This is a genomic window from Acinetobacter sp. YH12021 (genome assembly GCF_013420145.1).
Lineage (GTDB): Bacteria > Pseudomonadota > Gammaproteobacteria > Pseudomonadales > Moraxellaceae > Acinetobacter > Acinetobacter towneri.
On the sequence record NZ_VOYT01000014.1, the window covers coordinates 25385 to 46289 of the forward strand.

Here is a 20905-nt window from a genome sequence, read left to right on the forward strand (position 1 = left end):
AACCGTGAACGCCGTGACGAAAATGCACCACGCAAACCGTTTGGCAATAAAAGCTTTAAAAAATTCTAAAAGCTGAAATATGCCAAATTGATAAAAAGCCACACATGAATGTGTGGCTTTTTTATTGGGCAAATTTGTTGGAAAAAAATAATAAGGATTAGATATTCGGCAATACAGGAATTTCAATCCACTGTGCCTTTGGAAAGCTTTTTGCCAAATAATTTTTTAAATATTTGGCAGTATCCTGCGAAATTAAAGGGTCTTGTGATTCATCGTTCAAATTATATGCCAATGCATGCAAATTCAAACCACGTGTTTTTAAAGCTTCCAAACTGAGCAAAGTGTGGTTAATACTGCCCAAACGACCAGAACTCACCAAAATAACAGGATACTGTTTTTGCTCAATATAGTCGATGGTGAGCAGGTCTGTGGTCAGCGGCACCATGAGCCCGCCTGCACCTTCCAATAATACCGCATCATACTTTGCCGCCAATTGCGCAGTTGCAGCCTCAATTTTAGCAAAATCAATCTCACGACCATCAATTTGTGTAGCCAAATGCGGTGAAGCAGGATAACTAAAAATTTCAGGCATGGTGAGCTTGTCATCATCTTCAGGCAACCATTCACTGCCCATAATTTTACGATGCTGCTCAATATCTTCTGAAACGTCTTGATTGCCTGTTTGAATCAGTTTTTGGGTAATGGTCTGAATACCCTGTTCATTCATGGTCTTGGCTAAATAACCCGTGGCATAGGTTTTGCCAATCCCTGTATCAATACCACTCACAAAATAGACTTGAGCTGTCATGGCATTCTCCGTGCAAGACAATAAATAGGATGATACGTGAGCGTATAACTTTTTTGCTGTGAGCTATGCTGCTGACTAAACTGTTCATAGCCCCGATAAAATTCGGTTAAAGTCGTTTTGTTCCAACGCTGCCCTTGTGCTGTACCCGTGACACCTGTGGCTTTTAAATGCTGCAAAATCTGTTTGGGATGTTCAAAACTTAATGATTCAAGCTGCTCTGAACAGTGTAATACTTCAAAGCCCTGCTGTTTAAGCTGTTGTTGTAACGCATCCATACTCAAATAATGTAAGCCTTGACCTGTTAATTGCTTAATTTCAGTCAAGTTTTGAGGGCCAAACGTCGAAAAGCACAAATACCCTTGCGGCTTTAACGCTTGATTCGCCTTGCACAATAATGCTCCAAAATCTTCCACCCATTGCAAAGCCGAACTCGAACAAATTAAATCCAAAGACTGCGGAAAATCGAGCTGTTCTATATCGCCAATTAAGCCATGTATTTGCGTAGTAGTTGACTGCGGATGATACAGATAGGTTTTTAACACTTCGGCATATAAATCATTTAAAATCAGGTGTTGAATTTGAAATTCACGCAGTAGCAAGTCGGTTAAATTCCCTGAACCACAGCCGATTTCCAAGACGTTTTCAAAGCAAGGCTGAGGTTGATCTGACAACTTTTGCTGCACAATATATTGCTGCATTTTTGCCATTAACTGCTGACAAATTTGCTGCTGTACCACGGCATGCGTTTTATAACTCTGATGAGCGCGGGCAAAACGCTGTGCCACTTGTGCCTTATCTATACGCATACGCACACTCAAAGCAAATCCAGTAACTGTGTTAAATCTGCCGTTTCAAATTGCGTATTTAAACAAATCCGCAGTCGTGAGCTGCCTTGCGGTACAGTCGGCGGACGTACAGGCATCACATAAAAACCTGCAGTCTGTAACTGTTGGGCTTTGCTTACAGTTGCAGTAGAGTCGCCAATAATCACAGGTACAATTTGCGAAGTCGATGGGCAGGTAAAACCTTTGGCCTGAATCCCCTGCTGCATATATAAGCTCAAAGCAGCCAAATGCTGACGCTGTGTCTGCATGTGCACAATCTGATTCAGCATAAACTGCGTCCATGCCATACAAATAGGTGGCTGTGCGGTACTAAAAATTAGCGGGCGCATTCGATTAATCAGGTAATCGCGGATAATCGGATCACAGATCAAATATCCCCCAACTGAAGCAACAGCTTTACCAAACGTCCCGACCAGAAAATCAATGGCATCAATCACGTCATATAGTTCGGCACAGCCCAAACCTTGCTGCCCACGCACACCAATCGCATGTGCTTCATCGACATATAACATAACTTTGGCAAACTGCTGTTTCAGCGCGACCAATGCGGCTAAATCAGTTTCATCACCATCCATACTAAAAATGGATTCAGTCACCACAATAATGCGTTCATAATTGTCATCAGCATGATATTGCATCAGCAATTGCTGCAAATGTGCCAAATCATTATGCCGATAACGCAAATATTTGGCAGATGACAAACGAATGCCGTCAATCATGCTGGCATGTACCAGTTTATCGGCCAAAATTAGGGTTTTCGCATCTGCCAATGCAGGTAAAATACCAATATTCATGTGATAGCCGCTATTAAACAGCAAGGCAGCTCGCCCATGAAATAATTGCGTTAATGTGGCTTCAAGCTGTTCATAGGCAGGGAAATTTCCAGTCAGTAAACGTGATGAAGATGCACTCATTAAACGCTGTGCATTCGGTGTTTCATCAAAAAACTGTTCACGTAAGCGCAAGTCAGCGGCTAAACCCAAATAATCATTGGAAGATAAATTCAGCATCTGCTGTTGCTGAATTTCAATTGTTTTACCTTGCTGCTGATTGCTGCGAAATTGACGAAAATTGCCCTGTTGGCGAAGCTGATCAAGCTGTTCTGCATAGTGATCGAGTAAACTCATGCGCTCGCTCCTTGCATACCTGTCACCACCTCAGCCAATTGCTGCAATAAAGTATTTAGTTCTGCTGCTGTAATCACATACGGCGGCATCACATAGACCAATTTACCAAAAGGACGTACCCAAATACCACGTTGCACAAATTCTTGTTGCAGGCTTTGCATATCGACAGCATGTTTAAGTTCTACCACACCAATTGCACCTAAAACTCGCACATCCTGCACCCATGCCAAATTAGCCAATGGTGTTAAATGCTGTTCAAGTTGCTGTTGTATACGTTGAATATTGGCTTGCCAGTCTTGTTCTAATAATAATTGGGTACTTTTTACTGCAACCGCGCAAGCCAGTGGATTTGCCATAAAGGTCGGGCCATGCATAAACACACCTGCCTCACCCTGCGAAATCATTTCTGCAACATGCTTCGTGGTCAATGTGGCAGACAAAGTCATATAACCGCCTGTCAGCCCTTTGCCGATACACATAATATCGGGTTCGACCTGAGCATGTTCCCATGCAAACAACTTGCCTGTACGCCCAAAACCTGTGGCAATTTCATCAAAAATTAACAACACATCATATTGTTCACAGAGCAATTTGGCTTGACGCAAATATTCAGGATGATAAAAACGCATGCCGCCTGCACCTTGCACAATCGGCTCAATAATCATGGCGGCAATCTGTTGATGATGCTCGGCCAAACTTTGTGCCAATTCTGCAATATCGGCAGGATTCCACTCTTGGTCAAAACCTGTTTGTGGTACAGATACAAAATAACGACGCGCCAAACTTGAGCCAAAAACCTGATGCATCCCTGTAACAGGATCACAAACCGACATGGCATTCCATGTATCGCCATGATAGCCAGAACGGGTGGTAATAAAATTGGTTTTTTCAGTTTTGCCTTGTGCAGTCCAGTATTGCACCGCCATTTTCAGCGCCACTTCAACGGCGACGGAGCCTGAATCTGCATAAAAAATTTTATCTAAACTCGGTGGGGTAATTTCGAGCAACAAACGCCCTAACTCAATAGCAGGACGATGGGTCAATCCACCAAACATGATATGCGCCATACTGTCGAGTTGCTCAGTCACAGCACGGTTCAGCTCAGGATGGTTATAGCCATGAATCGCGCACCACCACGATGACATGCCGTCAATCAACTGGCGACCATCTTCAAGTTCAATGGTGCTGCCAAATGCCCGCTTAACCTTAAAGGTTGTTAAGGGCTGAGTCATAGAGGTGTAAGGATGCCAAAGATGTTCACGATCAAAAGCCAAATCCATCTGTTCTGTCATCCCACCATCATCCTTGATCTTGTAAAAAACTTGATGTGCTAAATCTTAAACCTGTCTACAGATAAAATAAATTGCGAGATTTGTCACTTATGGACCTGTTGGCGGGTTTTTCTGTAAATATTGGCAGATTTTGCTAGTCAACTCATCGGCATGGAACAATGGCAGCCCATGCGAGCCTTGCAAAACATCTACGCTTAAAAACTTTGCAGCTAAATTTTGCAGTTTAGCTGCAACTTTGCAATCAACTAAAACATCCTGCTCGGCAAAAAGATGATACTGCAGACCTGTATAATTTTTAAGCTTAGTCACCAAGTTTAAGTTTTCCAATAAATCCAAACCGTGTTGAAGCAAAGATTGTGGCTGTGGCTGAACCAAACTTTGTAATTGTAATAGGTCGGTTTTACTACTAGTGACACCTTGACACACCATAAAACCAAAACGCTTTAGGGTCAGAATTGGGTCTTGTGCAAAAGATTGTTTAAACTGGGCAAACGTGGCTTGTGGCATAGCGGTATCCCAATCGGCTTGTGCAACAAAACACGGATTGGATGCAATGGTAATTAAGGTTTTATATCCTGCATATTGGCTGGCAATCGCATCGACCAGTAGCGTTGCCAATTGCCCACCCAGTGACCAGCCCATAATTACATCAAACTGACGTGCAAATTCAACCTGTTGCTGCATGACTTGAGCATCAGTAGCGTTAAAAATATTGATGAGCTCAACCCGAAAACCTTGTGCAGTTAAGGCTTGCTGTAACGGATTTAAGAGTGCAGTACCACCGCCCCAGCCTGTAATCAATAAAATCTGTTGTTGCACGTGGCTTGCTCTCAAGTTAGAAAATCACCTCAGTATAATACTGAATCGGCTCAATCGACATCTGCAAAGCACCAAGATACATCCTTAAAAAAACCAATTGATATAAAAAAGCCAATCTATAAAAACCGATCTATAAAAAAACCCGACTTATCATAAATCGGGTTTTGGTCTATTTTGCTTTGATCAGATTACATTTGCGATTGAATGTAGTTTTGTAAACCAATCAATTCAATTAAACGTAATTGTTTTTCCAACCAGTACGTATGATCTTCTTCTGTGTCGGTCATTTGCTGACGCAACATATCACGGCTGACATAATCGCCTTTTTCTTCACACAATTTTACGCCTTGCGCCAATTTTTCACGTACTTCGTATTCCAGTTTTAAATCGGCTTTTAAGCAAGACACCACATCTTCACCCACGTCGATGTCATCGCGCTGCATATTTGGAGTGCCTTCAAGGAACAATACACGACGAATTAAAGCATCGGCATGCTGCGCTTCTTCCTGCATTTCATGGTCAATGCGCTCAAAAATTTTGCTTAAACCCCAATCTTCATACATACGCGAATGAATCAGGTATTGATCGCGAGCAGCCAGTTCGCCACCAATCAACATATTTAAATAGTCTACGACTTCTGGATTGCCACGCATTTGCTGTACTCCCTTTCTTAATCCAGTCATTATGGACACATTCAGGCAAAATTGCAAAAGTTAATTATTGTAAACCCATGATTTTTATAAAATTAAAATGAGAAACATACGCATTTGCAATATAACTTAAAAATTCCCATATATAAAACAACTGCTTGGCAAAACTTAGCTTTAAAAATGACAATACAATGATTTTGCATCATTTTGTAAATATTGAAAGAAACCATACTTTGACGCTCAAGTATCGTAAAAAACGCCTAAAAAGCGGATTTTAAAACCCAGCTGCTTTATGATAGTCACGAGTTCCATCACTTTCTTAAAATAATGACAAATCTAAATACATCTGCACCCATTTTAGTCACAGGCGCAACAGGCTATATTGCCAGTTGGGTCATTAAAAACCTGCTTGAACAAGGACATACCGTACACGCGACGGTGCGTGATCTGAATAAAACCCACAGTTTTCAACATCTGACTGATATCGCGGCAAAAAGCACAGGCAACTTACAATTATTCCAAGCCAACTTACTTGAAGAAGGTGCTTTTGATGCCGCCATGCAAGGTTGTGAAATCGTGCTGCACATGGCCTCGCCTTTTGTGGTCACCAATTATAAAGATGCAGTTAAAGACATTATTGAACCTGCCGTCATAGGCACCGAAAATGTATTAAACAGCGTTAATCGTACTGCATCGGTAAAGCGTGTAGTGGTGACTTCAAGTATTGCTGCAACCTATGGCGATGCGATTGATATTTTAAATACGGCCAATAATCGCTTTGATGAAAGTCACTGGAATACTAGCAGCAGCCCTGAGCATCAGCCTTATCCTTATTCAAAAGTGGCAGCTGAACGCAAAGCTTGGGAAATGGCAAAGGCACAAAACCGCTGGGATTTGGTCTGTATCAACCCTGCTTTGGTGCTTGGCCCATCGTTGACCAAAAACACCCAATCGGGCAGCGTGGAAGTGTTATTGCAGTTTGCCAACGGTATGACCTTGGCAGGTGTCCCTGCTATGTGGAATGGCATTGTCGATGTGCGTGATGTTGCCGATGCTCACATTCAGGCCGCATTCAACCCTGCTGCTGAAGGTCGCTATATTATTAGCGGTGGCACACTCAGCTTATTGGAAATGGGCAAAATTTTAGCGCAGCACTTTGGACGTAAATACCCTTTCCCACGCAATCAGTTACCTAAATTTGCCTTTAAAGCCTTTGGCCCTCTACTTGGTTTTTCCCGTAAATTTGTGGAACTGAATATGGGCTACCCAATTTATTTTAATGCGGAAAAAAGTCAGCGTGAATTGGGTATGCACTACCGCAATATTGAAACCAGTCTAGTCGAACATTTTCAGCAACTCATTGATGATGGCATTGTGAAGAAACGTTAAACCTTCGACTTCTCTCAGTAAAAACCAAGGCACTTCATCGTTGAAGTGCCTTTGTACCTATTAGTGGATAAAATGTAGGATGATGCTTATTCAAGCACACCATATTCCTGCATCAGCTGAATAAACTCAGCTTCATTCATGACCTGCACACCCAACTTCTCGGCTTTTTCCAGCTTTGAGCCAGCTTTCTCACCCGCCACGACACATTTGGTTTTACCCGAAACACTACCACTCACCCGTGCACCCAAAGCCTGCAACAACTGAGTCGCTTCATCGCGTCCCATTTGGCTCAACGTCCCTGTAATCACCCAACTTTCACCATTCAAAGGCTGACGTGTCGGTGCAATCGGAGCATCCCAATGAATGCCTGCAGCTAATAAACGATCCAACACTTCTAAATTATGCGGCGCTTGGAAAAAGTCCAAAATCCATTCTGCCGTAATATCTCCCACATCTGGAGTTTTCTTTAACGCTTCTAAATCAGCTTCACGCAAAGCCTCTAAAGTCTGAAAAGTATTGGCAAGCATCCGCGCGGTGGTTTCGCCCACACCACGAATTCCCAAGGCATAAATAAACGCAGCCAAAGTAGTTTTTTTGCTGTTTTCAATCGAGTCAATCAAGTTTTGAACCGACTTCTCACCCATTTTTTCAATGCCGAGCAAAGTGTCGCGGTGTTCGTGTAAATGATAAATATCAGCCACATTTTGTAGCAAGTTCAGATGCAGTAATGACTCCACCCAACGATCACCCAAACCTTCAATATCCATGGCTTTACGTGACACAAAATGACGAATCGCTTCAATACGCTGTGCCGCACAATACAAACCGCCTGAACAACGCGCCAAAGCCTCACCTTCAGGCATCACCACAGGCGAATCACACACAGGGCATTGTTCAGGTAAATGCACTTCTTGCGCATCGGCAAGGCGAAATTCAGGCCAGACTTTTTCAACTTTGGGAATCACATCACCACTACGGTAAACACTGACCGTATCGCCTAAACGCACATCCAAACGGTGAATTTCACCAATATTATGCAAAGTAACATTGGATACCGTCACACCACCTACCGCAACGGGGTTTAAACGTGCCACAGGCGTCAACGTACCTGTGCGCCCCACTTGCCAATCAATATTTTCAATGGTGGTTAAAGCGGCAACTGCAGGGAATTTATAGGCAGTCGCCCAGCGCGGCTCACGACTTAAAAAGCCCAATTGCTGTTGCTGTTTCAAGTCATTGACCTTGACCACCATGCCATCAATTTCAACGCTTAAATTCGGACGCTCAAGGTTAATTTGCTCATAGGCCGCCTGAACATCTTGAATGCTCTTGCAGACAAAATGACGTTCGCCAATTTCAAAACCAAACTGCCCCAACCATGCCAAACTGTCGGACATGGTGCTTTGTCCATGAGGCGGCACACATTGCGCAATGCCATAAGCATAGAATGCTAAAGGACGTGAAGCCGCAATATTCGGGTCTAACTGACGCAAACTGCCTGCTGCTGCATTGCGTGGATTGGCAAAGGTTTTTTCACCTTTGGCTGTATTGGCCGCATTGAGTTTTTCAAAACCAAGTTTTGGCATCAACACTTCACCACGCACTTCCAAAAATTCAGGAATAGCCGTTTCTGTCGCACTCAAAACTTTCGGTAAATTGCGGATAGTTTTGACGTTGTGGGTAATGTCTTCCCCTGTTTCCCCATCACCACGGGTCACACCACGCACTAAAACACCATGTTCATACCAAAGTGAAATCGCCAAACCATCAAATTTGAGTTCGACATCGTATTCAATATTTTGGTTGGGCAAACGCTCTTCGACACGTCTTGCAAAGGCAAATAATTCTTCCTGATTAAACACATTGCCTAAAGACAACATTGGCACAGCATGTGTAACCGTGGTGAACTTTGCCAAAGGTGTGCCACCGACTTTATTGGTCGGTGTATCGGGTTGAACTAAATCTGGATACTGTTGTTCCAACGCTTTTAGTTGATGGAAAAGCTGATCATATTCACTGTCTGCAATTGTCGGTTGATCCATCACATAATAGGCATGATTGTGCTTGGCAAGCAGTTGAATCAATTGACGCATTTGCGCCACGACGGTTAAATCTACAGACATATTTTCCACCATAAAAAAGGGCGGTCTTGTTCCGCCCTCCATTTTTTCTATGTAGCGCATGCTACAGCTTGTATTGCTGCGCACATTATAAAAATGCGGCTGCAAAGTTGCAATTTATCCTACTGCACTCAGTTCATTTGCCAAACACTTGACGTAGCTTATACCCAGTACGAGATCGCAATTCTAGACATGACTTGCCTGACCAGCACGATAATCTATCGCCTGATGACGCCAGTGTTCACGTAATTGTGGAGTAAACTCTAAATGGTTTTGGTCATAGACCGTTCCATCAATTTCACGTGCAATCAGTCCTGAAATGCTGACCATGGTATCAAAGGCATTTTGCACATCGCTGTGCGGCAAAGCGAGGAAGAACGCTAAACCTTTAACTTGTTCGCTCGATAAAGTTTCTAAATCAAAACCATCTGCGCCTTCATCATTAATTTGTAAAACTGAAAATAATAATTTAGTGCCATCTTCGTTATAGCGATGGAAACATGACATTTCACCGAAACGTAAACCATATTTCATCAAGACTTTTAAGGCTTTATCGCCCGAAAGTATGCGACGTTCAGGGAAGACATTCAGCGCGATAAAAGATTCAGCGGTTGCCAAGGCACTTTCTTCATCCATGATTTTTTGTTCATGCAAATGCGAATCTAAAATGCTGCTTTCTTCATTAAATTCTGAAATTTCGGCAGTTTCAATGTGTTGATTCAGACTGTATTCAGTCGAAGCTTTGTTTTGCTCGACAGTCTGCGCATTCGGTTCAGTTTCTACAATCACTTGCTGAATTTCATCCGATAATGAATATTCTGAAGTTGTCGCTGTCGGGCTTGGCGTGTCTTGTGCAACTTCAGACTTCGATATCGTTGTGGATGGATCAAGCTCAGAATTTTCTGTATTTGCCTGCAAACTCGGTTCAACTTTGTCAGTTTCTGTGCTTGAAGAAGCCACGACATCATCCGTTAAAGCCTGTGGTTCAGACTTGGCAGGCGCATCTTGCGTAACTTCATCTACCGTTAAAGTCGGCTCCACACGCGGTGGCGTAGCGTCGCTTTGCAATTGGTCACGTACATGGCGTGGAATAATCGGTTTTTGGCTTTCTGCATTAAATTGCAGTTCCGAATCTAAGGATGGCGCTGAATCTACAGGTTTTTTTAGAATCATTTTCAAACCAAACGCCATGATCACAATAGCGATGACAATTCCAACGATTGTGGTGATTTCCATATTATGCCTCCGCGACTAGGCCGTATTCTGCGGCTTCTTCTAAATTTACGGTTACTAATTTTGAGGTTCCCGGTTCAGGCATGGTTACACCTAAGAGGTCGGTTGCCATCGTCATAGCAAGTTTATTATGTGTAATGTAAATGAATTGCACTTGTTCAGAAAGTTCTTTTACTAAATTACAAAAGCGCCCCACGTTAGCATCATCTAACGGTGCATCAACTTCATCGAGTACGCAAAATGGCGCTGGGTTTAAACGGAAGATTGCAAAAACCAAAGCCAAAGCTGTCAGTGCTTTTTCACCCCCTGAAAGTAAGGCCAAAGAACTGTTGCGCTTACCCGGTGGACGCGCCATCAATTTCACCCCAGATTGCCAGTCATCTTCCAAGCTCAGACTCGCTTCACCGCCATTAAAGACTTTAGGAAACAGCTCCTGCAATTCGGTATTCACCTGATCAAAAGTGTTCATAAACAGTTTACGAGTTTCCTGATCAATACTTTTCATTGCCGCCTGCAACTGAGAAACGGTATTTTCCAAGTCTTCAATTTGATGGCTTAATTCTGCAAAACGGGCAGATACTTCTTCATATTCTTCCGAAGCCGCCAAATTGACCGCACCCAATTTATCAAACTGTTGCTGTGCTTTCGCCAGTTTTTGTTGATGCGCAGTGACATCAATCTGTAAACCTGTGATGATCTCGCTGTTTAAATCTTTTAACTGTTCAGAATAATGCTGATAGTCCGACTTTGCCGATTGCCATGCCAAGCGCTTTTCTTCGAGTTTGGCACGTAATTGTTCATCTTGCTGCTGTTGCTGCTGCCGTTGCTCGGTCAGTTGCTGCTGTTTGGACTGCACACTGTTCAATTCCACTTGCCATTCCTGCCAAGTTTTTTGCAGCTTTTCAGTCTGCTGCTGCTGCTCTGAAAACTGAGTTTCCAAGTCAGGCAATTCCAACTGAACAGGATCGACAAACTTTTTGGCTTGTTCCATTTGCGCCACAATTTGTTGATATTGTGCTTTTAAGAAAGTGGCATCTTTTTCTAACAGTTCAATTTGCTGCTGAGTTTGTACCGCTTGACGACGTAACAGATCCACTTCTTGTTGCTGCTGCTGAAACTGTTGCTGTGAACTATCCAGCTGCTCATTCAGCTGCTCGACCTGAAATTGCAAGATTTTATACTGCGGTAAGGCTTGCTCAAGTTTAAAAGCCAAAGCATGCAAATCAATTTCCAGATCATCTTTTTGCATGGCATCTTCTTCAAGCTGCTCATCTAATTGTGCCAATTGATGCTGTAATTGCTGTTGCTGTACTGCAAAAGCCTGTGCCGCACTTTCGGCTTTCGCCATTTGCACATCTAGCGTTTGCAAGGCTTGTTGTTGCTGTTTGAGCTGTTGCTGTTGTTGCTGCAATTGCTGCTGCAACTGTTTTACCTGTTGCTGCAATTCAGGCAGTTGCTGTTCTGCTTGCTCATATTGTGGCAGTTGCAACGCCAACGCCTGTTCAATTTCATCCAAGCGAATCCGATGGCTTAATGCCCCTTGCCCTGCCTGTGCCGCTTCATCATAAAACAGCCCGATTACCCAGTCTGCTCCCACATGATAACCATCTAAACTAAGGATAGACTGCCCTGCTTGTAATTGCACTTGCAATGCCAAAGCCTGCGATAAACTTTCTGTAATTGCGACACTTTGCCACAAGCTACTTTGCGGTGATGCAATCCAGTCACTGAGCGACTCACACCCCGAAAGCTGTATTTTTGATGTTTTTGAATCTACAGCCAAATGAATTTTTAGCTGACGTGCGCGGCTGTCCTGAAATTCAATATCTGCTTCTACCACCTGCGCAGATAACCATTTAGCCAAGAACTTTTCAATTAAATTGGCATGTGGTTTCGCCACATCTGCAAGTTGTAATACTTGCATCAACTGCACCACATCGGTTTGGGCTTTTGGACTTTGCTTAATGAGCAATTGATTGAGGTTTTTCTGTTCTGACTGCAAAATCTGAATCTCAGATTTTAAGGTCGCACACTGTGCTTTGTGCTCATTATAGTTGGTCTGCAACGTGGCGAGTTGCTGAGTGCTGTCTTGAATACTCTGTTCTAGTGTTAGCATTTCAGCCTGCAAGCGGGTCTTTTCGTCTTGCAGTTGTTGCATTCTCTCTTGCTGATCTTGCGGCTGAATTTGTGCAAACTGCTGTGTCAGGGTTTGTTTTTGCTGTTCAATACGGCTGATATTTTTGGCTAACTGCTCACTTTGCGCCTGCATGTGCACATGCTTTTGTTGTTGCTGTTCTACTTGCGCTTTGACTTGGGCATATTGTGCAGCTTGGGTTTGTTGCTGTGCTTTTAAATCCTGAAATTGCTGGCTCTGCTGCTGCGCCAAATGATCTTGCTGCTGTAGATTTTCCTGTTGGTTTTCTTGCTGATCGACCAAACTCTCTAGCTGCAATTCAATCAACTGCAAACGCTCTTTGGTTTGTGCTTTTTGTTGTTCAAGCTGCGATAAAGTCGCGGTATTTTGCTGAAACAAACTTTGTTTTTGTTCCAAAGTCATTTTCAGTTCAGCCAGTTTCTTTTCTGCCTGTTGCCATTCTTGCTGTAGCGGTGTCGATTGCTGAATCAAACGCTGAAACAACTCACTAGTCGCAGTTAAGTCATGTTCCAAAGTGGTCAGCTCAGAGCGCACCAATTTAAAACTTTCCCCTAACTCATTCATACTCAGGGTATATTCTTGCTGTAAACGTGCACTTTGTTCACACTGAAAAGACAACACTTCGACTTTAATGGTGCGAATTTCGCTCTCAAGCGCTTTGTATTGAATTGCTGTTTCTGACTGACGTTTTAAGGTTTTTAATTGCGATTTTAGTTCTGAAGCAATATCTTCCAAACGCGCCAGATTCTGCGTGGTGTGATCCAAATGCAGCATGGTTTCACGACGACGCGCCTGATAACGTGACACGCCTGCCGCTTCTTCAATAAACACCCGCATTTCTTCAGGTTTAGCATCAACCAAACGATTAATCATGCCCTGTTCAATAATTGCATAAGAACGCGGGCCTAAACCTGTACCCAGAAAAATATCGGTGATGTCACGACGACGACACTTGGTTCCATTTAAAAAATATTCAGACTTACCATCACGGTTGACCTGCCGACGTACCGACAGTTCATTATAGGCGTTATAAGCACCGCCCAATTTGCCATAGGTATTGTCAAAACGCAGTTCAACACTGGCTACACCTACAGGTTTGCGTTTGGCAGTTCCTGTGAAAATTACATCCTGCATACTGCCGCCACGCAACTGGCGCGCACTAGATTCGCCCATCACCCAACGAATGGCGTCAATCACATTGGATTTACCACAACCATTCGGCCCCACCACAGCGGTACGGTTGGCTTTAAAATGTAAGGTCGTACTGTCGGCAAAAGATTTGAAGCCAGAAAGTTTTAAACTGCTTAAACGCATAATGTCCCAATTAACGGCGTGAACGTCTTGCCCATGCAAGCTCGATCTGTTTCATACGGGTCAGAGATTCCAACACCAAGTTGCGCAAGTGTCGGCAAAAATCTTCCATAAATAAAGTGGCTTGTTGTGATTTTCTGCTTAAAATTGCATCACTCACCAGTTTAAATAATTCAAAAGATTCTTGTAACTCCCGACGCGAAGTATTTAAGGTCAAAAAGTAACTGCGTCTTAACGATGGCAATAACTCTTGATAGAACTTCATTAAATATAAATTTCCCACCATATCAGGCTGCCGTGCCAGATATTGAAAAATTAAATCATAAAACTTTTCAGTATTGCCCAAGCGACATTGCTCTGCCAGTTGCAGCAAAAGTTGTTGTAAGGCTTCGGCTTCATGCATTCGCCACGTGTCCGCAATACGCTGCACAATATAACCCAATAACAAACTGCTGCTGTCAAACAAAGCTCGGACTTGCTGTGCCGACATTTCCGACACAATTGCACCACGACGTGGAAAAATTTCAATCAGATGAGTACGTTGCAATAACAACAGCGCTTCACGTACCGAACCACGACTCACGTCCAGTTCTTTGGCGATGCGCAATTCCTGAATACGCTCACCTTCAACCAAATCACCGCTAATAATCTGTTCTGCGATGTGTCGGGCAATTTGTTCCGATAAACTTTCTGATTCTTGTTGTTGCATACTGTTCCTATCTTGTTTTTATAAGATGCAGTGATGAAAATTCGGAGCTACTCTCATTTAAGACATCTCAGGATCATCCTTCGACTGCAAGCATAGCTCCGATACAAGCATCTTTCTTTTTACTGCGAAACAGATCACAACGCCATGACATTGTCCGACAATTTCATGGCGCTAGAGCCAATTTTACATGGCTTAAAACAAAGAAAATAGCGACTCAACTTAGAAAAATACTCGCATACCCTGATATACAAAATAACAGCCAACGGTGGTCAGCAAGCAGGCAAAACATTTTTTCAACATCGCTGGCGATAACAAATGTGCCACTTTCGCACCAACTTTGGCAGTAATAAAGCTCATCACACTAATGCCTATAAATGCATAAATGTGGATATAACCAATGGTATTGGGTACTGCAACTTCGGCTTGCTTACCAAACCACATAAAGCCTAATGCGCCCGCCACCGCAATTGGCAAACCACAAGCGGCTGAGGTTGCTACCGCTTTTTGCATGACCACGCCGTAACGGTTTAAGTACGGCACTGTTAAACTGCCACCGCCAATCCCAAAAATTGCAGAGGCAATGCCAATCCCACCGCCCGCCATGACTTGCTTTGCAGTTGAAGGCAAATGATGTGAAGGATCAACCGCAATATTTGCGCCTCTAAACATCTTAAAAGCCACCCACAGTGCAAAACCGCCAATTAATAATTGTAAGCCTTGCCCCGAAAGGAAATCGGCAATACCTGCACCAACAAATGCACCCACAATTAAACCAGGCGCAAGATTACGAAATACAGGCCACATCACCGCACCTTTTTTATGGTGTGCCGTAACTGAGCTGATCGAAGTTACAATAATGGTTGCCAATGATGTCCCCACCGCCATGTGCATTAACACCGATGGGTCATAATTGAGTTGAGTGAACACAATATATAAAATTGGCACAATAATTAAGCCGCCGCCCACGCCAAACAGCCCTGCTGCAAATCCAGCAATTGCACCAATCAATAAATATATGATTAACTCCATAAATATATTCCACTATTTGTAAATTCGTATGGATGTAGAAACCCGACAACTGCAACAACAACTCACAGAAGCAGGACAGCTTCCAGAAGTACTCATCCTGAAGCCGATTACCACTTCCACCAATGATGATGTACGGGAAATTGCACAAAAAGGTGTGCAGAGTGTCTTGGTATGCAGTACCAGACAAACGCATGGTCGAGGACAACGTCAACGGCAATGGGTATCACCCGAAGGGAACATCTATTTAAGCACATTGCTAAATTTACGAACACCTGTAAATGGGCGTTTGGCTTTAGAAATTGCGTTAAATATCTTGCAAATGCCGAGTCTACAGGCGCTGAATCTACAAGTAAAATGGCCAAATGACTTATACAGCCCGCAAGGCAAATGGGGCGGCATCTTAATTGAGCCAATTTCTGCACAGCAAGTCATTGTTGGGGTTGGGCTTAATCTTGCACCTGTCAGCTCAGCAGTTATTGATCAAAAAACCACATCTTTAACCGAACTGGGTTTGGTATCTATTGATCGTGTGCGCCTGATCGCAGAGCTTTATCTTGCCATTCAACAAGCCTGCGACTGGTTTAATCACGATTGCTATAATTTGGCATCTCGCTTCAATCATCATGCCGCATTTATGCAACAACAAGTTGAATTTGAACATTTTAAAGGTACTTGTCAGGGTACTTTTTTAGGCATTCAGGATGATGGTGCAGTGCAAATTGAAACGGCACAAGGGCTTGAAGTTTTTTATCAGGGACGTTTACGCCCTATCGATCATGCCGAGTCATCTTCATGAAAAATTTATGGCTAGATATTGGTAACACCCGCCTGAAATATTGGGTCACCGAACAAGACCGCATCATCGAACATGAAGCAGAATTGCATTTGCAATCTCCTGCCGATTTGTTGCTGGGTTTGATTCAACACTTTAAAAGTCTGAATGTGCATAAAGTAGGCGTGTCATCGGTACAAGATCAGAAGAATAATCAACGCATTCACTTGATTTTAAAAACCCTGAATGTGCCTGTAATTTATGCCAAAGTGCATGCAGATTATGCAGGTTTGCATTGTGAATATGATATTCAACAACTGGGGATAGATCGCTGGCTGCAAGTGCTTGCCGTGGCAAATGACCCACAAGAAAATTATTGTGTCATTAGTTGTGGTACGGCGCTGACTATTGATTTGGCGGATGGACTGACGCATTTAGGCGGCTATATTTTACCGAACTTATATTTGCAACGTGATGCACTGATTCAAAACACCAAAGGCATTAAAATTCCCGATGCTGCATTTGATGAACTCACCCCAGGACGCAGCACCATTGATGCTGTTCATCATGGTATTTTACTCGGCTTGCTCAGCACCATTGAGCATGTAATTCGACAGTCACCACGTAAACTGATTTTAACGGGTGGCGATGCACCGCTGTTTGCCAAATTCTTGCAGCAATATCAACCGCAAGTCGAGCAAGATTTATTGCTCAAAGGTTTGCAGCGTTATATTCAATATGCAACCCATGAAGTGCACTAAAAACCAAACATTGCTCCATCTACGCTGATAAATCTTTCGGTGTAGCTGTCATCTACGAATAAAGAACAACAAAAAAGCAGGCGCATTTTTATGCGCCTGCTTTTTTAACACTTTGATTCTAAGATGTTTTTAACAATTATTTCTTGGTTGGGTCGTTGCCACCAAACAATGGCCCCATACCGCCGCCACTGAATTGCTTTTGTAAACCGCCCAGTGAACGCATCATTTTTGCCATGCCCGATGGATTGGCAAATTTTTTCATCATTTTTGCCATTTGTGCATGTTGCTTGATCAACTTATTCACTTCTGACACATCCATACCACAACCCGCAGCAATACGTTTTTTACGGCTTGGATTCATCAGGTCTGGGTTACGACGCTCTTTGATGGTCATCGACTGGATAATCGCTTCCATCTTTTTCACTTGCTTTTCAGGATTGGCTTGCGCAATTGCATCTTGAATACCTGAGTTGCTCATGCCAGGCAACTTGTCTAAGAAGCCCATCATGCCGCCCATTTTATTCATTTGTTCAAACTGCATCAGCATATCTTCAAAGTTGAAGCTGCCGCCTTTTTGCAGTTTTTTCGCCATTTTTTCGGCTTTTTCTTTGTCGATTTTACGTTCAACTTCTTCGACCAAAGACAGCACGTCACCCATGCCCAAAATGCGTTGTGCAACACGTTCTGGGTGGAATGGCTCTAGGGCATCGAGTTTTTCACCCATCCCCAAGAATTTAATCGGTTTACCTGTAATCGCACGAACTGAAAGTGCTGCACCACCGCGCGCATCACCATCAGTTTTGGTAAGGATTACACCCGTTAATGGCAAGGCATCATTAAAGGCTTTGGCTGTATTTGCCGCATCCTGACCCGTCATGGCATCGACCACGAACAAGGTTTCAGTCGGTTTAATCGCTGAATGTAATGCCTTGATTTCCTCCATCATGTCGTCATCGACGTGCAAACGACCTGCAGTATCGACAATTAACACATCAGCAAACTGAATTTTTGCCTGTTCGATGGCACGGTTGGCAATATCGACAGGGTTTTCATTGGCATTTGAGTCAAAGAAAATTGCGCCAACTTCGCCTGCAACCGTTTGTAGCTGTTTAATTGCCGCAGGACGGTAAACGTCGGCAGACACCATCGCCACTTTTTTCTTTTGACGTTCTTGTAAGAAACGTGCCAATTTTGCTGCAGTGGTGGTTTTACCCGCACCCTGCAAACCTGCCAATAACACCACAACCGGTGGCTTGGCAGCAAGGTCAAGGCTTTCATTGGCCTCGCCCATCATTTTTGTGAGTTCGTCATAGACAATTTTGACGAACGCCTGACCAGGGGATAACTGAGTCATCACTTCCTGACCCAATGCCTCTTCCTTAACTTTCGCGATGAATTCACGAGTTACAGGTAACGCCACATCGGCTTCAAGAAGTGCCATACGTACTTCACGCAACGTATCTTTAATATTGTCTTCGGTTAGCTGCCCTGAGCCAGTAACATTTCTTAAACTCTGCGTGAGTCGTTCTGTTAAGGTATCAAACATTGCAAATTCCGCTTAAAATAGCCATTAGCAAAAAAATGTTTCTTTAAAATAGAAAATTTATGCACAAGATGCTATAGGATACTGTAGTTCGCATCGAATTTATATAAATGAATATTCATCATCCTGAAAAAGGTTTGACATGATCAGTCTCCCCTTGGTTTATACGATTTTAGCATTAATCGCTTATACCAGTTCTTTTTGGTATTTATTTTCACATTTAATGTCTAAACGTGCGCCAAATCACTGGTTTATTCGTTCTCTGCTCAGTTTGGGCTTATTGCTGCATGCTGCCGTGTTGTATAACGATATGTGGACGCCGATGGGTGTCAACTACAACGTGTTTAACCTAATGTCATTTACTGCGGGTTTAATGTTGTTATTGAGCTTGCTGTTCAGCAGTTACCGACCTGTAATTGCGCTAAATTTGATTGGTATTCCTGTAGCAGCAGTGGGTTTAATTGCAGGTTTTTCATTCAGCCAACATAATTTATTTATTAACCAAAACTCGATTGGTTTAGATATTCATATTATTTTATCGCTGTCTGCTTATGCCGTATTGTTGATGGCGACCATTCATGCCGTGCTCATGTGGTTTCAAAACCGCGAACTGAAAAACAAACAAAAACGTCGGGTTTGGGTAAATTTGCTGCCGTCTTTGCAAGATATGGAATCTTTGCTGTTTGATATGTTGATTGCAGGTTTTGCCTTACTCACAGTCGCACTAGGTTTTGGTTTCTTTACGGTAGAACATTTCTTTGCACAGCATTTAGCACATAAAACTGCCTTTAGTATTATTTCTTGGTTTGTCTATGGGTCGTTGTTACTTGGGCGTTATAAGTTTGGCTGGCGTGGACAAAAAGCGATTCGCTTTACCATTATTGGCTTCTTTTTATTGGCGCTCGGTTTTATTGGTTCTAAATTTGTGTTGGAAATGATTTTGAGTAAGTAAGGTGTTTTTATTTTGCTCATTCAAAGTGTAGGATGATCAATTATTTAATAGCATAGTCGAGGGGGAATGGGCTGTTTAAATTAAGCCAATCATTTAAATGATTTCTAACGATGTAAGAACTCAATTAAAAGATCTAGTCTAGGATGCACATCAACTGCATGGACTAGATAAAACTTGAGATACAGATCACTGTGTCAAATAAAACAGCTTAAATACCAGAACCTTAGCTACAACCACTTCAATTCAAAACCCTTTTCCTAGACAACCCACAGAAAAAAACGTATAACTCCACTTTTGTTTGAACTGGCAGCATCTTGTGAAACTGATTCTTGCACCCATGGAAGGCTTAACCGACCCCATCATGCGTGATGTAATCACGTCTGTAGGCAGTTTTGACTGGTGTGTAACAGAGTTTATTCGGGTCACAGACAGCATTTTGCCAGACCATATCTACCACACCTATTGCCCAGAACTACTCACCAATGGCAAAACTGCGGCAGGTACGCCTGTGCATGTTCAGTTTTTGGGGAATAATCCTGAAATGTTAGCCGCCAATGCAGCCAAAGTTGCGGCTATGGGTGCACCTGCAATTGATATGAACTTTGGCTGCCCTGCCAAAACAGTCAATCGGCATCGTGGCGGTTCAGTTTTACTCGATGAACCCGAAGTAGTATATGAACTGGTTAAAGCGGTTCGCGATGCCGTTCCTGCTCATATTCCAGTTTCCGCCAAAATGCGTCTAGGCTATATGGATCGGAACTTCATGCTAGAAAATGCGCACGCCATTGAAGATGCAGGCGCAGCATGGGTTACAGTACATGCACGTACCAAAGCCGATGGCTATACGCCTCCCGCATTTTGGGATCAGCTACGTCCTATTCGTGAAGCCTTGAAGATTAACGTCATCGCCAATGGTGAAATTTGGAACAATACCGATGCCAAACAATGCCAGTTAGAATCGGGCTGTGAAGATTTGATGATTGGTCGTGGTGCGGTCACCACCCCAGACTTGACCCAATGTATTCGTCAAAATTCAGACCTGCCTTTGCTGAGTTGGCAAGATTTGCTGCAACTACAAATTCGCTTTATTCACGGCCCTGCCAAAACAGAAATTGGGATGCTGGGACGTTATAAACAATGGCTCGGCATGATGTCGAAACATTATCCCGAAGCCAAAGCTTTGTGGGATGAAATCAAGCGTCTGAAAAAGCTGGATGAAATCATTGAAAAATTAGTCGCGCACACGACTTAAACATTGAATCCATCAAACTCAAGCTTCATCTAAAAAATTTCAGCTTTTATTAGGGTCTGCTGACAATTCGTCTATGTTTGCGGCGATGCATATTTTTTAGCTGATATAAGGCATGGGACAGGAAATTTAGTCATTCTA

17 protein-coding genes are annotated in these 20905 nt (G+C 43.1%); 5 read left to right on the forward strand and 12 right to left on the reverse strand.

Features of this window, described 5'->3' with window-relative positions; genetic code table 11:
- Positions 1-157: 157 nt before the first annotated feature.
- From bioD to bfr, 6 genes are all read right to left on the reverse strand, one after another.
- Positions 158-808, reverse strand: a complete 651-nt coding sequence (bioD, locus tag FTT91_RS10835; RefSeq protein ID WP_178319274.1) for a dethiobiotin synthase — start codon at positions 806-808, stop codon at positions 158-160.
- Positions 805-1614 carry a malonyl-ACP O-methyltransferase BioC gene (gene bioC, locus FTT91_RS10840; protein WP_180169401.1) on the reverse strand — a complete coding sequence of 270 codons (810 nt, stop codon included), beginning with the start codon at positions 1612-1614 and terminating at the stop codon, positions 805-807. Before bioC ends, bioD begins: the two co-directional genes overlap by 4 nt.
- Before the next feature lie 8 nt (positions 1615-1622).
- Positions 1623-2780: an 8-amino-7-oxononanoate synthase gene (locus FTT91_RS10845; protein ID WP_180169402.1), complete on the reverse strand. Its 1158-nt coding sequence runs from the start codon at positions 2778-2780 to the stop codon at positions 1623-1625.
- Entirely contained in the window at positions 2777-4060 is a 1284-nt protein-coding gene (gene bioA / locus FTT91_RS10850; protein ID WP_180169411.1) for an adenosylmethionine--8-amino-7-oxononanoate transaminase, read from the reverse strand. The genes FTT91_RS10845 and bioA overlap by 4 nt, the downstream gene beginning before the upstream one ends.
- Before the next feature lie 99 nt (positions 4061-4159).
- Positions 4160-4891 carry an alpha/beta fold hydrolase gene (locus tag FTT91_RS10855; RefSeq protein WP_096902085.1) on the reverse strand — a complete coding sequence of 244 codons (732 nt, stop codon included), beginning with the start codon at positions 4889-4891 and terminating at the stop codon, positions 4160-4162.
- A 188-nt stretch (positions 4892-5079) separates the two neighbouring features.
- Positions 5080-5544 carry a bacterioferritin gene (gene bfr / locus FTT91_RS10860; protein WP_004972356.1) on the reverse strand — a complete coding sequence of 155 codons (465 nt, stop codon included), beginning with the start codon at positions 5542-5544 and terminating at the stop codon, positions 5080-5082.
- Positions 5545-5868: 324 nt separating this feature from the next.
- Here bfr and FTT91_RS10865 point away from each other — a divergent pair, with 324 nt between their 5' ends.
- Positions 5869-6930, forward strand: a complete 1062-nt coding sequence (locus FTT91_RS10865) for an aldehyde reductase (protein WP_004972358.1) — start codon at positions 5869-5871, stop codon at positions 6928-6930.
- 86 nt (positions 6931-7016) lie between these two features.
- On the opposite strand, the gene ligA is transcribed toward FTT91_RS10865, so the two are convergent.
- The 5 genes from ligA to FTT91_RS10890 form a co-directional block, all read right to left on the reverse strand.
- Entirely contained in the window at positions 7017-9053 is a 2037-nt protein-coding gene (gene ligA / locus FTT91_RS10870) for an NAD-dependent DNA ligase LigA (RefSeq protein WP_004972359.1), read from the reverse strand.
- A 183-nt stretch (positions 9054-9236) separates the two neighbouring features.
- Positions 9237-10286, reverse strand: coding sequence for a cell division protein ZipA C-terminal FtsZ-binding domain-containing protein (locus FTT91_RS10875; protein WP_179988528.1), 1050 nt, complete (start codon positions 10284-10286; stop codon positions 9237-9239).
- Between the two features lies 1 nt (position 10287).
- Positions 10288-13752: a chromosome segregation protein SMC gene (smc, locus tag FTT91_RS10880; RefSeq protein WP_180169403.1), complete on the reverse strand. Its 3465-nt coding sequence runs from the start codon at positions 13750-13752 to the stop codon at positions 10288-10290.
- Between the two features lie 10 nt (positions 13753-13762).
- Complete coding sequence (locus tag FTT91_RS10885) at positions 13763-14458, reverse strand: GntR family transcriptional regulator (RefSeq protein WP_004972365.1); 696 nt, start codon at positions 14456-14458, stop codon at positions 13763-13765.
- Positions 14459-14677: 219 nt separating this feature from the next.
- Entirely contained in the window at positions 14678-15487 is an 810-nt protein-coding gene (locus tag FTT91_RS10890) for a sulfite exporter TauE/SafE family protein (protein WP_004972366.1), read from the reverse strand.
- 28 nt (positions 15488-15515) lie between these two features.
- Between FTT91_RS10890 and FTT91_RS10895 the strand changes: the two genes are divergently transcribed.
- Entirely contained in the window at positions 15516-16283 is a 768-nt protein-coding gene (locus FTT91_RS10895) for a biotin--[acetyl-CoA-carboxylase] ligase (protein WP_004972369.1), read from the forward strand.
- Positions 16280-17020 (forward strand): type III pantothenate kinase, encoded by a 741-nt coding sequence (locus tag FTT91_RS10900; RefSeq protein ID WP_004972372.1) that lies wholly within the window; start codon positions 16280-16282, stop codon positions 17018-17020. The genes FTT91_RS10895 and FTT91_RS10900 overlap by 4 nt, the downstream gene beginning before the upstream one ends.
- A gap of 136 nt (positions 17021-17156) precedes the next feature.
- On the opposite strand, the gene ffh is transcribed toward FTT91_RS10900, so the two are convergent.
- A complete protein-coding gene (ffh, locus tag FTT91_RS10905) occupies positions 17157-18566 on the reverse strand; it encodes a signal recognition particle protein (protein WP_180169404.1) in 1410 nt (469 codons plus the stop codon).
- Between the two features lie 139 nt (positions 18567-18705).
- Here ffh and FTT91_RS10910 point away from each other — a divergent pair, with 139 nt between their 5' ends.
- Positions 18706-19515 carry an inner membrane protein YpjD gene (locus tag FTT91_RS10910; RefSeq protein ID WP_004972376.1) on the forward strand — a complete coding sequence of 270 codons (810 nt, stop codon included), beginning with the start codon at positions 18706-18708 and terminating at the stop codon, positions 19513-19515.
- A 316-nt stretch (positions 19516-19831) separates the two neighbouring features.
- Positions 19832-20767 (forward strand): tRNA-dihydrouridine synthase, encoded by a 936-nt coding sequence (locus FTT91_RS10915; protein WP_180112135.1) that lies wholly within the window; start codon positions 19832-19834, stop codon positions 20765-20767.
- The last annotated feature ends 138 nt before the right edge of the window (positions 20768-20905 follow it).

Coding starts and splice junctions, on each gene's coding strand:
- bioD (WP_178319274.1), bottom strand. CDS start 808: ATGACAGCTCAAGTCTATTTTGTGAGTGGTATTGATACAGGGATTGGC.
- bioC (WP_180169401.1), bottom strand. CDS start 1,614: ATGCGTATAGATAAGGCACAAGTGGCACAGCGTTTTGCCCGCGCTCAT.
- FTT91_RS10845 (WP_180169402.1), bottom strand. CDS start 2,780: ATGAGTTTACTCGATCACTATGCAGAACAGCTTGATCAGCTTCGCCAA.
- bioA (WP_180169411.1), bottom strand. CDS start 4,060: ATGGATTTGGCTTTTGATCGTGAACATCTTTGGCATCCTTACACCTCT.
- bfr (WP_004972356.1), bottom strand. CDS start 5,544: ATGCGTGGCAATCCAGAAGTCGTAGACTATTTAAATATGTTGATTGGT.
- FTT91_RS10865 (WP_004972358.1), top strand. CDS start 5,869: ATGACAAATCTAAATACATCTGCACCCATTTTAGTCACAGGCGCAACA.
- ligA (WP_004972359.1), bottom strand. CDS start 9,053: ATGTCTGTAGATTTAACCGTCGTGGCGCAAATGCGTCAATTGATTCAA.
- FTT91_RS10875 (WP_179988528.1), bottom strand. CDS start 10,286: ATGGAAATCACCACAATCGTTGGAATTGTCATCGCTATTGTGATCATG.
- smc (WP_180169403.1), bottom strand. CDS start 13,752: ATGCGTTTAAGCAGTTTAAAACTTTCTGGCTTCAAATCTTTTGCCGAC.
- FTT91_RS10885 (WP_004972365.1), bottom strand. CDS start 14,458: ATGCAACAACAAGAATCAGAAAGTTTATCGGAACAAATTGCCCGACAC.
- FTT91_RS10890 (WP_004972366.1), bottom strand. CDS start 15,487: ATGGAGTTAATCATATATTTATTGATTGGTGCAATTGCTGGATTTGCA.
- FTT91_RS10895 (WP_004972369.1), top strand. CDS start 15,516: ATGGATGTAGAAACCCGACAACTGCAACAACAACTCACAGAAGCAGGA.
- FTT91_RS10900 (WP_004972372.1), top strand. CDS start 16,280: ATGAAAAATTTATGGCTAGATATTGGTAACACCCGCCTGAAATATTGG.
- ffh (WP_180169404.1), bottom strand. CDS start 18,566: ATGTTTGATACCTTAACAGAACGACTCACGCAGAGTTTAAGAAATGTT.
- FTT91_RS10910 (WP_004972376.1), top strand. CDS start 18,706: ATGATCAGTCTCCCCTTGGTTTATACGATTTTAGCATTAATCGCTTAT.